The organism is Myxococcus sp. AM011, assembly GCF_013372595.1.
GTDB classification, from domain to species: domain Bacteria; phylum Myxococcota; class Myxococcia; order Myxococcales; family Myxococcaceae; genus Myxococcus; species Myxococcus eversor.
Window position 1 is genome coordinate 91,091 of record NZ_JABXEM010000004.1, and the last position, 13,876, is coordinate 104,966.

At 67.2% G+C, this 13,876-nt stretch carries 7 protein-coding genes; all 7 read left to right on the forward strand.

The features are described 5' to 3' along the window. Nucleotides 1-240 precede the first annotated feature (240 nt). Entirely contained in the window at nucleotides 241-1,392 is a 1,152-nt protein-coding gene (locus tag HUW62_RS01765) for a C-terminal helicase domain-containing protein (protein WP_176433371.1), read from the forward strand. A gap of 324 nt (nucleotides 1,393-1,716) precedes the next feature. Next, nucleotides 1,717-2,316, forward strand: a complete 600-nt coding sequence (gene brxE, locus HUW62_RS01770; protein ID WP_176433372.1) for a BREX-6 system BrxE protein — start codon at nucleotides 1,717-1,719, stop codon at nucleotides 2,314-2,316. Then, complete coding sequence (locus HUW62_RS01775) at nucleotides 2,303-3,034, forward strand: DUF1819 domain-containing protein (RefSeq protein ID WP_176433373.1); 732 nt, start codon at nucleotides 2,303-2,305, stop codon at nucleotides 3,032-3,034. The genes brxE and HUW62_RS01775 overlap by 14 nt, the downstream gene beginning before the upstream one ends. Then, nucleotides 3,031-3,669: a BREX protein BrxB domain-containing protein gene (locus HUW62_RS01780; protein WP_176433374.1), complete on the forward strand. Its 639-nt coding sequence runs from the start codon at nucleotides 3,031-3,033 to the stop codon at nucleotides 3,667-3,669. The genes HUW62_RS01775 and HUW62_RS01780 overlap by 4 nt, the downstream gene beginning before the upstream one ends. Before the next feature lie 14 nt (nucleotides 3,670-3,683). Further along, nucleotides 3,684-7,295: a BREX system P-loop protein BrxC gene (gene brxC / locus HUW62_RS01785; protein WP_176433375.1), complete on the forward strand. Its 3,612-nt coding sequence runs from the start codon at nucleotides 3,684-3,686 to the stop codon at nucleotides 7,293-7,295. Then, complete coding sequence (gene pglX, locus HUW62_RS01790) at nucleotides 7,292-11,230, forward strand: BREX-6 system adenine-specific DNA-methyltransferase PglX (RefSeq protein WP_176433376.1); 3,939 nt, start codon at nucleotides 7,292-7,294, stop codon at nucleotides 11,228-11,230. The genes brxC and pglX overlap by 4 nt, the downstream gene beginning before the upstream one ends. Next, on the forward strand, nucleotides 11,227-13,876 hold a 2,650-nt coding region (gene pglZ, locus HUW62_RS01795; protein WP_176433377.1), incomplete at its 3' end, for a BREX-6 system phosphatase PglZ. The genes pglX and pglZ, both read left to right, overlap by 4 nt.

Here is a 13,876-nt window from a genome sequence, read left to right on the forward strand (position 1 = left end):
GCGCCAGGAGTGCTCACATGGGTCCATGCCCCCAGAGGAAGCAGGCATGGACCCATGGAGGAGGCCCCAGGTTGTGTTCACCGAGAGAAAAGCGGTTGCTGACTGGAGTCCGAGGCGATGTCTCTGTTTGCTGAGGGAGTCCGGGAGCCCAAAAGGTGAAGGCCCTGGAGTCACCGGCTTTCGCCAAGGACTCCAGTGCCTCCAACGGTCGGGGCGACAGGGGAAGGCTACCTTGAGGAGGTGCGCACCACGGCGGGAGGAACGACGACGCTGCAGTCCAAGCGCGCGGACGCGGCCAAAGCGTTCAACGAGGGCAAGGCTCGCTTCCTCGTCTCGACGGAGGCTGCTGGCGAGGGCATCGACCTGCAGGAGCGCTGCTCGGCGCTCATCCACGTCGATCTGCCGTGGAATCCGATGCGCATGCACCAGCGCGTCGGCCGCCTGAGCCGATATGGCCAGCGGGAGCCGGTGCACGTGTTCAACCTGAGGAACCCCGACACCCTCGAGAGCCGGATCTGGGAATGCCTTGAGCAGAAGCTCCAGCGGATCTCGCAAGCGTTCACCCGCGCGATGGACGATCCCGAGGACATGTTGCAGCTGGTGCTCGGGATGTCACCGCCCGGGTTGTTCGAGCAACTCTTCGCGGACGCGCCGAGAGCTGTGTCCCGCGAGAAGCTCTCGTCGTGGTTCGACGCCCGAACCGCGGCATTCGGGGGCGAACCGGTGGTCCGCGTCGTGGAGAAGATGGTCGGCGCCGTGTCGAAGTTCGATTCCGGGAGGACGGTCGCCGAGATCCCACAGGTGGACCTGCCGGATCTCATTCCGTTCATGAAGGGGCTGCTGATCCTGGAGGGACGGAGGCCGGAGCAGGAAGGCAACCGGATCACCTTCCTCACACCCGACGGCTGGCGCAATGAGGACTGGAAGTTAGAGGCTCGCTATGGGCTGGCGTTCGAGCGGCTGCGCACGCGCACCAAGGACGATGTCGCCGGGGTCGGGCACATCGTCGTCAACCGGGCGCTCGAAGTTGGGGAGAAGCTGGAGCATGCACGGGCCCGGGTCCCGGGCCTTGAGTCCATGATTGTCATCATGGCGGTTCGGGACAGGGTGACCGATGCCTCGGGGGTCGTGAGGAAGGTTGTCTTCGGTGCCCAGGTCAAATCCGAAGGTCCCGCAGTGTTGGAGGACTGGGAGCTCATCAGATCGCTCAACCTGATCCTTGAACGTCCGGTCGCGCTCGCGCGTACGCAAAGCAGCGACAGGCTGGCGGGCTCCGAAAGCGCTGATGTCGAATCCCTTCACAGAAGGTTCGATCAACATCTGCAGAAAGAGCGCCTTCCGTTTCGCGCTCTCGAGAGCGAATTGATCGCGGTGCTGATTCCATCCGCATGAGATATCCACGCCGCCCGGAGGCGCTTCGTGCGTGCTGAGGGTCTCCACGAAGCGCGGGTTCTTGAACCGATCGCCCTGGGGGCCGAGCCGGAGCTCGAGGCTGCTCAAGATGGGTGGACCGCCGCCATGGGCGTGACCTCTGGGCCGAACCCTGACGGGGTTCCGAATCACCCCAGGCCTTCCGATTTGGGCGATGTGGGCGGTGCCCGGAAAAGGGATGCGCCCGTTGCCTCGCACCCGGCGTCCTGCGCCAGCCAGCTCAAGAGTGAGTGCGCGGATTCTTCTGTCGGCACTCAAAGGCGTGGCTTTGGTACAACCACCAGCATGGCGCACGGCGTAGCCTCCGAACAGCTGGATGAGATTCTAGCCCTTCAGCTCGTACTTGCATGGGCGGGCGAGTCCCCCGGCGGTCAGCAGCCCCGGCTTGGCTGGTGGAAGACGGACCTCGTCGACCCGGACGGTGGCGGAGACCTCTGGCGCCGCCTGCTGCCCCGCACACACCACTGGGCCGGCCTCGACGCCGCCCGCCGCGCTGCGCGGCGCGTCGACGAGCGCCTGCGCCGCGAGAGTGCTCGCGCGGACGACATGCGCACCCTCTTCCACTTCGGCTTCGAAATCGACGAAGCGCTGGACGAGCGGCTCGCCCACCACAAGCTCGAGGCGCACCCGCCCGTCGAGGTCCTCCCACTCCTCCAGGTCACCGGTGCGCCGTTCGACCGTGAGGCCCTCTTCTCGCGCCTCTACAGCCCCAACCTCGACGTCGCGTACAAGGTCGCCGCCTTCGGAGCCCGGCAGCTGAAGGCTCGATCCGAAGAGGGGCCCGTCTTCCAGGCCCGGCGGTTCGCCGCCGTCATGCTCACCGAGCCTCCCGCGGCCTATCCGCTTTCCTTCATCCTCTCCGAGGCGGACCGTGGCGAGCGCTGAAGTCGACGCGTTCCACACGCGCATCCTGCGACTGACGCTCGCGGTGCAGGAGTCACGGGCCTACTGGGAGGCCGTGGACCCGGAGGTCCGTGGCCCGGCCCGCGTCGAGCGCGCGTTCTCGGAGCGCTGGTTCGGGAACAAGAGCCTCGCCCGGGTGAAGCTCCTCCTCGCCAACTTCGCCGTCCGCTTCGACGCCTACCCGGACGCGCTCGCGGCGCTGCGGCGCTGGCGCCCGGCGGACCCCGGCACCCGTCCCCTCCTGTGCCACTGGCACATGCAGCTCGCGGACCCGCTCTACCGCGCCTTCACTGGTGACTGGCTCCCCGCCCGCCTCGCCGACGGCCGCAAGGAGTTCGACGCCGACGCCGTCGCGCGCTGGGTCGGCGCTCGGCCGGACGCCGACTGGGCCCCCGCCACCCGCTATGGGTTCGCCACCAAGCTCACCCGGGCCGCCGCCGAGGCCGGCCTGGTCTCCGCCGGAAAGGCCCCCCGCATAGCCCTGCTGCCCCGCGTCCCCGACGAGGCGCTCGGCTATCTGGTCCGCCTCCTCCAGGTCGTCACCCATACCGGTGGCTGGGAAGACAATCCCTACCTCCGCTCGGTGGGACTCACGCACGACGCGGTCGACGCCCGCCTGCGGAGGCTTCCCGATGTCACCTACCGCCGCATGGGCTCGCTGGTGGAGCTGAACGCGAGCCCGCTGGGAGCACTCGGATGACGGACGACCTCTACCCTGGCGAGGGGCTCGCTGGCGCCGTCATGGCCCTGGAACGGGACCTCACCGCCCCCACCGGTCCGCGCATCAGCACCATGCGCAACCACAACTTCGCCATCCTGGTCTACCGGCCCGACAAGGAGTTCCAGCTCCGCCAGCTGCTCCGCACGATGATTGGCCGGCTCGAGGCCGAGCACTGGGCCGTCGATTCCCTGGCGCTGCACCAGGTCCTCTTCGAGCGGCTCCGCACGCGGCTCGGAGCCGAGGAGCTCCAGTCCCTGGTGGAGCGGGAGCGCCGCCTCCACGCCCGCTCGCCCGAGCGCGCCATGAACGACCTCCGGCAGCGGCTCGCCGAGCACATCGACGGGCCGGGGGGGCTCGCGGCGGACATCGAGCAGCGCATCAAGGCCTTCCGCGAGCGGCGCCCCGCGGACCCGGACCGCACCCTGGTGCTGCTCGGCCGCATCGGCGCGCTCTACCCGTTCTTCCGCTCGTCCGCGCTGCTCAAGCACCTGGGCGGCCGCACCGACAACGTGCCCGTCGTGCTGCTCTACCCCGGTGAGCAGCGGGACGGTGGCCTTTCGTTCATGCAGGAGCTGGAGCCCGACCGCGACTACCGGCCGCGCATCTACGCCTGAAAGTGAGCCTTCCCTTGAAGATCTCCGACCTCTTCGCTCGTGACGTCACGCGCGACATCCCGCCCGTCGTCTACTTTCACGAGCAGAGCCCCGAGAAGCTCGCCGACGAGGTGAGCGAGTACATCATCACCGGCGGATACCCCGAGGCCGACGAGCGCCACCGCCGCGTCCCTCTGGGCATCCACGAGCAGTACGTCCGCCTGCTCAACAACATCGCCCGCGAGCTGGACAAGAAGCCCGGCCCGGAGCTGCCCGCCTCGTGGATCTCCGGCTTCTATGGCTCCGGCAAGTCGAGCTTCGCCAAGCTCCTCGGCCTCGCGCTCGACGGCCGCCCGCTGCCCGACGGCCGGAAGCTGTCCGAGGCCCTGCTCGCGCGGGACGACTCGCCGAACCGCAAGGCGCTGGTGGACGCGTGGGAGAATCTGGCGCGCAAGGTGGACTCCCTCGCCGTCGTCTTCGACATTGGCGGCGAGGCGAACGACGGGGAGCACATCCACTCCGCCGTCGCGCGGATGGTGCAGCGGCGGCTGGGCTACAGCACTGACCCGCTGGTCGCGGATGCGGAGCTGCGCCTGGAGAAGGACCAGCAGTGGGAGCACTTCCTCGAGGTAGCCCGGCGGACGCTCGGCCGCGAGTGGAGCGAGGTCCGCACCACGGCCCGGGCGGATGAGCACTTCTCCCGCATCATCAGCGTGATGGAGCCGGCGACCTACTCGGGCACCATGACCTGGTTCGACAGCCGAGTGGGCACCTCGCGCCACACCGGCCTGAGCTCGGCGGAGACGGTACGGAACCTGGAAGCCATGCTCTCGCGCCGGGCTCCCGGGAAGACGCTCTTCATCGTCGTGGACGAGGTCAGTCAGTACGTCCACCAGAACGACGACCGGATGCTCAAGCTGCAGAGCTTCGTCTCGGAGCTGGGCCAGCGGCTGAAGGGCAAGGCCTGGCTGCTCGCCACCGGCCAGCAGAAGCTGGAGGAGGCGTCCACCAACGTCGCCATCGGCAAGCTGAAGGACCGCTTCCCGCCGTCGCTGCGGGTGCACCTGGCCACCACCAACATCCGGGACGTGGTGCACCGACGCCTGCTGAAGAAGCACCGCGACGGTGAGCCGGAGCTGCGGCGCCTCTTCGGCCTGTACGGCGCGCAGCTCAAGCTGTTCGGATACGAGTGCGGCGGCCTCACCGAGGAGGACTTCGTCGAGGTCTACCCCATGCTGCCCGGGCAGGTGGACCTGCTCATGGCGCTGACGACGAGCCTCCGCCAGCGCTCCACGCGCACCCAGGGGGACGACTACGCCATCCGCGGCCTCCTCCAGCTCCTGGGCGAGCTGTTCCGTGAGCAGAAGCTGGCCACCCGGGACGTGGGCGAGCTCGTCACGCTCGACCTCATCTACGACGTCCAGCAGACGGCGTTCGATTCGGATGTGCAGGCGGCGATGGCACGCATCCTCTCGCAGCAGGCGCTCGCCGACGATGCCTGGGCCCGGAGGGTGGTGAAGGCCATCGCGCTGCTCGAGCTCAACAACGACAAGACGAGCGTCACCCAGGAGCTGATTGCCTCGTGCCTCTACTCGCGGCTGGGCGACGGCAACCCGCTCAACGAGGTGAAGCCAGCGCTGGAGCGGCTCCGGAACCTGAACCTCATCGGGTTCTCGGAGAAGGAGGGCTATAAAATCCAGAGCTCCGCCGGGCAGGAGTGGCAGCGCGATCGCGAGGAGGTGCCCGTCAGCATCGACGACCGCCACCGGCTGGTCCGCGAGAAGCTGGCGGAGCTGATGCGCGATCCGGAGCGCCCGCGCCTGAAGGGCCGCGCCTTCTACTGGACCGCGTACTTCTCTGACGGGCGGCAGCTGAAGGACGAGCGACTGCTCAACGCGGGCGACGAGGCCGCAGTGACGCTCGACTTCCGCTTTCTCTCCGGGAAGGCGGACCGCTCCCCCACCGAGTGGTCGAAGCGCAGCGCTGAGAAGCAGCTCGAAGACCGCATCGTCTGGGTCGCGGGCGAGAGCGAGCTGGGCGACACGCTCAGGGAGCTAGGCCAGTCCCGAGGCATGATTGCCAAGTACGCCCCCCGGAAGGCCTCCATGTCCAAGGAGCGGCAGCGGCTGCTCTTCGACGAGGAGATCCGCGCCGAGGACCTGGAGACGAAGGCCCGCGCCTTCGTTGAGCGCACCTTCGTGGAAGGCGACCTCTACTTCCGAGGCCAGCACCAGCCGGCGAAGGACCACGGCGGCACCTTCAGCACCATCATGTCCGCGGTGGGCAGCGCGCGCCTTCCCCAGCTCTACACCCACCACACCGACGTGGCGGTGCCGGACAGGGAGCTGGAGCAACTGCTCGCGCCGACGCTCGCGGGAGTCTCGCAGAAGTTCCTCGAGCAGGGACTGGGGCTGCTAACCCAGGACGGCGTCCACTTCCTCCCGAGCTGCCAGGGCACGGTGCCCTCGGCCATCCTCTCGTATGTCGACAAGCACGACGGCACGGCGGGCAACGTGCTCCTGCAGGACTTCGCACGCCCGCCCTACGGCTACCCGCCGGACGTGGTCCGCGCGTGCCTGCTCGCCCTGCTGCGCGCGCGCAAGGTGAAGGTGAAGACGGAGGACGGCACCGTCCTCACCTCGCCTATGGACGCCAGCGCGAGGGAGGTGTTCCTCCAGGTCACGAAGCTCAAGCGAGCCAGCCTGTTTCCCAACCGCGACGAGACGGTGACGCCCCGGGACAGGACTGCGATGCGGCGCTTCTTCGAGCTGCTCGGCAAGGACGTCGAGCCCATCGACGAGGCTCTGGCCGCCGCGGTCTTCGAGCACTTCGCTCCGCTCCGCGAGAGGCTCCGCACGCTGGAGCAGCGCTTCAGCGTGCTGCCTGGACGGCCCGCGCCGGAGGAACCGCTCCAGAAGCTCGCCGCCGCGCTGGAGTCCTGCCGACGGGTGCGCGACATCGACCCGACGGTGCGGGCCCTCAAGGAGGCGCTACCCGCGTTGCAGGAAGGCGCCCAGCTCCTCAACCGGCTCTACACGGACCTGACGGAGGAGGTCATCCAGCGCGTCCGGGCCGCCGCGGACGTCCGCGACCACCACGTCCAGCAACTCGTCAAGGACGGCTCCTCGGAGGCGGTAGCGGAGGACGTCAAGGCCGTGGAAGCGCAGCTTGGCGGACGGAGACCGTGGGTGGATCTGGGCTCCATCGACGCGCCGCTTGAGCGCATCCGCGCGCACTACCGGCTGCGGCGCGGCACGCTCCTCGAGGACCAGGAGAAGCGCGCCGAGGCGGTCCGGGCCCGGCTGCGCCAGCGGGCCGGATTCGAGAAGCTGAACGACGACGAGACGCACCAGGTGTTCCGGCCCATCGGGCAGTCGCTGGCGCGCAGCTCGCCGGAGGCCATCGCCCCCACGCTGTACGAGCTCCGGATGGACTTCCTCCAGCGGCTCGACAAAGCGGCGGAGGATGCGGAGGCGACCCTGGATGAGCTCGTCTCCGCGAAGGACCAGAAGCCGGTGGTCCGGGTGGAGCTCAACCTGCGCGGGCGCGAGGTGGCGGACACGGACGAGCTCGGGCGTGTGCTGGATGAGATTCGTGAGCGCGTCACCCAGCAGCTCGAGCGCGGGCACAAAGTGAGGCTTGGATGAACGGCAACCTGTCGGCGCGTCTCACCCCTGAGTCCAAGGCGGCGCTCCGGAAGACCATCCGGGACCTCCGGGTCAAGCTCCTCGAGGAGCTGCGCGGGTACGCGGAGCAGCGGTATCAGCTGAATGTCCCCTTCGCGAAGGCGAGCCTGTCCCAGACGATGCGCGAGCATCGGAGGCGGCTGGAGTCCGCGCTCGCAGAGCGCGCGGCGGAGGAAGGTGGCACGACGGAGGATCGAAAGCGGGCGCTGGAGAACGCCGTCAAGGAGGCTGGCGCCACGCTGCTGAATCGCTTGGTGCTGATCCGGCACTTGGAGGCGGTGGGCCTGTCCAGGCCGGTGGTGGTGACGGGCGGTTGGAAGAGTCTGGGCTACCAGCAGTTCCGTGAGTACTCGCCAGGATTTCTTGAGGACGAGACCCAGGGCTACGGCGTCCTGCTCCGGCTCCTGTTCGACGAACTGGCGGCGCAGCTCCCTGGGTTGTTCGGTGAGGTGGGCCTCACTTCCCTGTTCCCCGCCTCGCCCGCCACACTGCGCGCGGTGGTCGAGGAGCTCGACGAGGTGCCGGCGGAGGCCTGGCGCGACGACATGACACTCGGCTGGGTCTACCAGTACTGGAATGACCCGGACCGTGAGGCGCTAGATAAGAAGCTTCTCGATAGAGAGAAGTTGGAGCCGCACGAACTCGCGTCCAAGACGCAGATGTTCACCGAGCGGTACATGGTGGAGTGGCTGCTCCAAAACTCGCTCAGCCCCACTTGGCTAGCGATGTGCCGCAAGAACGGGTGGGTGGCGGAGGTCGAGCAGCGCGGCATCCTCAAGTCCCTGGACGAGCGCCGGGCAGAGTGGAGAAAGAAGCGTGAGGCCGGCGCAGTGGCGCTGGATGCGCTTATGCCTACAGAGGGGACGCTCGAAGAGTGCTGGAAGTACTACGTGCCCCAGCCTCTGCCTGACGACGTGGTGAATCATGCCCCCGCGTCTATCCGGGAGTTCAAGCTGATCGACCCGGCGTGCGGCAGCGGCCACTTCCTCGTGGTCGCCTTCGACCTGCTCGTGGAGTTCTACCGCGAGGAGGCGCGGCACCGTGGCGAGAGCTGGTCGGACCGTGAGATCGCCGAGTGGATTCTTGAGAACAACCTGCACGGCGTGGACATCGACCCGCGCGCGGTGCAGATCGCCGCTGCGGCGACCTTCCTCAAGGCTCGCACGCTCGCGAAGGAAGCGTCACCCAGACAGGTGAACTTGGTTGCTCCGGCATTGCGGCTGTCTGCGCTCGACCAGAAGGATCCGGCGCTGCTCAAGCTGGAGCGGGACATCGAGCTGGAGACTGGCATCCCGCCAGAGTTGACCCGGCAACTGCTGGACGTACTCAAAGGCGTGGACCACCTGGGCACGCTGCTCAAGGTGGGTGACGCCGTGGACCGCGCCATCAATGCCTACGAGGGCAAGCTCGGAAAGGCGCGCCGGCAAGGCGACCTGTTCGCGGGAGCGGAGGATCAGAAGCGCATCGCTGTGGACAAGAAGGACGCGAAGAAGCTCATCCTTGAGCGCCTGAATGCGTTCCTCGCGGACCACTCGGGGGAGGAGGATTTGGGGCTCAGGCTGCGAGGCAGGCAACTCACGGCCGGGCTCCGGTTCGCCAGTATCGTCCGCGATGGCGAGTACCATCTTGTCGTTGCCAATCCGCCGTACCAGGGCACGTCCCGGATGAAGGATGCCGGATACATCGCGAAGCACTATCCACGCGGGAAGGCAGATCTATACGCCGCGTTCCTGGAGCGCGGCCTGGACCTGTGCCGACCTGGTGGCGCTTCCGCGATGGTTACGATGCGAGGCTGGATGTTTCTAGGACAATTCGAGAGCCTGCGTACTTGGCTCTTGAGCCGACACCATCTCTCATTGATCGCAGACATAGGGACTGGCGCGTTCAGTTCCCGGTCAATGGATGACATCATTTCCACTGCATTGGCCGTAGTGAGACAGATCCCTCCGCAGTCTAGTTCGATAGGCATCCAAGCCGCCCCTCTTTCAGATCCAACAAGGGATGCTGGCAAGCCCGACCGTCGGCGCGCATCGCTACATTCCCAGACGGGCATGCACGACTTCTCTACGAATTTCCTTAGCGCTATTGACGGCACGCCAGTCATTTATTGGTGGCCCGCAGCGGTGCGTGAAGCATACACCCAATCGGAAAAACTTGGCAACAAGTGGCCAGCCGAAGCTGGCATCGTCACTGGCGACGATACACGCTTCACTCGATACATCTGGGAAGTCCACGTCGGCAACAAACCTACGAGCCACTGGTCCTACTTCACGATGGGTGCCAAGGGACTGGCTTGGTTTGAGCCGGCCCGCTTTGCCATAAATTTTCACCATGGCGGACTTGAATTGGCCATGTTTAGAGAGGTCTCCAAGAGCCCTCGCTTTGGGAATCCAGAACACTATTACAAGAGAGGGATAGCCTTCTCAATGATATCAATTCAGTTCGAAGCTCGGGTGCACCGAACACCGGGGCTCATCGGCAAAAAGGGATGTTCGCTCTACCCACCGGGACCGGAAGTTGCGGCTGCGATTTGCCTTCTGAACTCAAGCCACGCTAAGCACATCATGAAGTCACTTAGCGCGGGGATGGGCTTTGAGATTGCCGACGTCAATCGCCTACCGCTTTTCCATATCCGAGACTCAGAAGCCATCTTTCGTCAAGTCGAGGAGTCGTTTTCCGAGCACGAAAAACGTCGTGAGACGTCAATTGAATTCTTCAAGCCCGGCCCCGCATCTTGGGAATACGCGCAACAGTGGGCTCGTAGCGCCGTAGACAGACTGGAAGAATCAACGCTCCCGCCGTGGAGGCCGATGCCGGATCCAAGTGACGCAACCGCTGAACTAAGCTTTCAGATCGGAGTAGCGCTCAGCCGATTCTCTGAGCACGGCGGCATACGCGACGCTGGCAGCGCATCGAAGGCATCCGTCGCTTTCCCCATGTTGTATGTGTCCGCTCGAAGAGGCATCCACTCGGCTGACGACACTGTGGCAAAGCTGCAACAGGCATTTACGAAAAGCGGCCATTCGGGTGGACACGTCTCCGTCTGGCTACGCGAAGGCTTCTTTGACTACCATCGCCAACTCTATGAAAACCGCCCGATCTACTTCCCGCTGTCCTCGGCGAAGAAGTCGTTCGTCGCGTTCATCTCGGTCCATTGCTGGACAGAGGCAACACTAAGCACCCTTCTCGCCGACCACCTCCTCCCAGATCAAAGAGCGATCCAGGGTGCTCTCGTGGACATGCGAAGCGCTCGCAACAATCCGGACAGGAGGATCCGCGCCGCCGTCGAGAAGAACTACGCCCAGCACATGAAGTGGCTGGAGGAACTGGAAGAGTTCATCCAGAAGGTGCGAGAGGTCGCCGAGAAGGGCCCTCCCGCTCCGGACGACAAGACGAAGCCTCGTGAAGTGGACGCACCCTACCGCATGGACATTGACGACGGCGTCATGGTGAACAGCAGTGCGCTCTGGCCGCTGCTCGATCCCGCTTGGAAGGACCCGAAGAAGTGGTGGAAGGAGCTCGCCAATGCGAAGGGCCGAAAGGACTACGACTGGTCCCACCTCGCCGCCCGCTATTTCCCTGACCGCGTAGACGCGAAGTGCCAGAAAGACCCGTCGCTAGCGGTGGCCCACGGAGGCTTCTGGAAGTACCACCCGGAGAAGGCTTACCAGTGGGAACTCCGGCTCCAAAACGAGATCGGCCCGGACTTCAAGCTGGATGAGAAGGACTCGGGCGCCCTGCGCGCCGCCTTCCTCGACAAGCAACCCGCGCGAGCGCGGGAACTCGAAGTGGCGGAGCAGGCCCGACGCGAGCGCAAGGCCCGGAAGCAGGATCAGGAGGAGCTCGACCTCTCCGAAGCGGAGGGAGACGAGGACGAGGAGGCCGTGTCCGCATGACAACTTCTTTCGGCCCGGTCAGCGCATTCCTCGAGCAGAAGCTCCTCTCCACGCTGAGCGACAAGAAGCTCGTCGTGTGGCTGGACGTGGAGGGCCACTACACGGGATTCGTCGATGCGCTGCGCCTCCGCGCCCAGGCGAAACAGTTCCCGGTGCCGGTGCTCGCGTTCCGCGACAGTTTCCTGGAGCTGATGCTCGCGCTCGAGCACGAGGGCAGCACCATCGACAAGCCGCTCCTGCTCGTCCACCTCCCCGGCTACAACAACCTCCCCGCGCAGCAGAGCCCCAGCTCAGTCCGGGGCACGCCCCTTCTCGAGCTCTACGAGAGCGCGCACCCCTTCCAGCAGAACCTTGCCTCGCTCGTCAGCGCCGCCGCCAACGGCCGCCGGACGCTGCCGGACATCGAGGCCTTCGTCGCCGCTCCCGGCCTCACCCTCGCGGCCGCCGACGTGTGGCTCGCCGAGTCGGGAGCCCCCACAGTGGACACCCACGTCGAGTGGATCTCCCGTCTGAGTGCCCCGGAGCTCCTCAACCAGCTCACCGGCACCGAGGCGGCCAACCTCCAGGGCGTGGAGTCCGCTCTCCGCGCCCGAGCCGAGACGCTCTTCGGCACCGACGGCCCGTGGTTCGCCACCCTCCCCGAGTTGACCGAGTCCGTCGTCGCCTGGCTGCTCTGCGTCGAGTTCGTGCATGACCTTCGCCGGCCGCCGCGCCATCTCGACCTAGCCCGGCTCAAGGACCTGCCGCCGCAGACCGTCCAACGCTGCCAGCAGGAGGCCACCCGGCTCCGCCAGCAGCAGCCGGAGCGCTACCGGACGTGGGCGCTCGGCGTGGAGCTGTGGCTTCGCGACAAGGAGGACACCGAGCCGAAGGACCTGGGCCGCATCGACACCTTCCAGTTCGAAGCACTCACCATCTACCGGGGCGCGGTGCAGGCGCTGGCAGCCGGTGAATATGCGCAGGCCCTGCACTGGGTGGAGGCGCATGAGGCGAGCCAGGGCTTCTGGGTGAAGCAGGAGCCGCCGCGCCAGTGGGCCTGGACGCTGGTGGGCGACGCGGCGCGGCTGGGCGTCGCGCTGCTGGGCGCCCCGCGTCCGCTGGAGCGCGTCACCGGGCTGGAAGAGGCCGTCCAGCGCTACACCGAGGCCGCCGCGCCCGTGGACCTGGCCCACCGCCACTTCGAGCAGCGCCACGCCGCGCTCTACGGGCCCCTACTGCCGGAGCTCACCGCGCTCAACCTGGCCTTCGAGAAGCTGCGCTTCGCGTGGGCGGACTGGGCGGACGTGCTCGCGAGGGACTTCGCGCGCGTGTGCCGCGAGCACGGCGCCCTGCCCCCTCCCGAGTTGCAACAGCGGAGCCTCTTCGACCAGGCCGTCCTGCCGCTGCTGGGCACCGGGGAGAAGGTGGCCCTCTTCGTGCTGGACGCGCTCCGCTTCGAGATGGCGCTGGAGCTGCGCGACGAACTGCTGGGCAGCGGCGTCCAGGTGGACCTGCGCGCCCGGCTGGCCGAGCTGCCCACCGTCACCGCCGTGGGCATGAACGCCCTGCCCCCCATCGAGCGCGACGGCCGGCTCACTCCATTGGTGAAAGACGGCCGCTTCACCGGCTTCCGCACCGGCGAGGGCACCGTCACCCGCCCCGATGACCGGGTGAAGGTGATGGGCTCGCGCACGGCCGGAAAGGCGCCGCTCCAGCTCCCGCTGGCGGAGGTGGGCCAGACGTCGGTGGCGCGGCTGAAGAAGCGCGTCGAGCAGGCGCAGCTCATCGTCGTCCACGGGCTCGACATCGACCAGGCCGGCGAGGCCGACTTCGGGGTCCGCGTCTTCGGAGGCATCATCCGGGACATCGTCGCCGCGAGGCACCAGCTCGAACTGGCCGGCGTGCAGCAGTTCGTCTTCACCTCGGACCACGGCTTCCTGCTCCAGCGCGGAGTGCGGACGCAGGGGTTCGGCGCGCGCGGGCAGGCGGACCGGCGCTACGTCTTCAGCGACATGGAGCGGACGGACGCGGGCCACCTCTGCGTGCCGCTCGCCTCGCTGCACTACGAGGCCCCGGGCTTCCTGGTGTTCCGCGAGGACACCGCCGAGTACGACGTGGGCCGCGCGCCGGGCTCGTTCACCCACGGCGGCAACTCGCTCCAGGAGCGCGTCATCCCCGTGCTGCACGTCTCGCGCAAGCGCGCCGCCGCGGACACCGGCCTGCGCTTCGCCATCGAATGCGAGCCCGCCAGCGCCGCCATGGGCGTGCAGCGGCTGCTCGTGCGGGTGAGTCCCGCGAAGCGGAGCGGACAGGCGCCCCTGGAGTTCGCCAGCTCACAGCCCGTGGACGTGGTGATGCGGGTGGCGGGCAACACGGACGTCCGGATGGTGGTGAAGGACGTGACGGGAGCCGATGCCGTCGCCCAGCCTGGGGGCTTCCGCCTCCGCCCGGGCACGAGCGAGTGGGCCGAGGTGTACTTCGTCCTCGAGGGCGCGGTGAATGACAGGCTCGCGGTAGAGCTCGCGCTGGCGGGCGACCTGTCGGTGAAGGCCTCTCCGCCCACCACCTACCCTGTGTCCTACGTGCCAGCGACTCGCAAGGAGCCGGAGGCACCGGAACCCGCACCCGCGGCTCCACTCGCACTGGCGCAGAAGGCCCCGCCCGCAC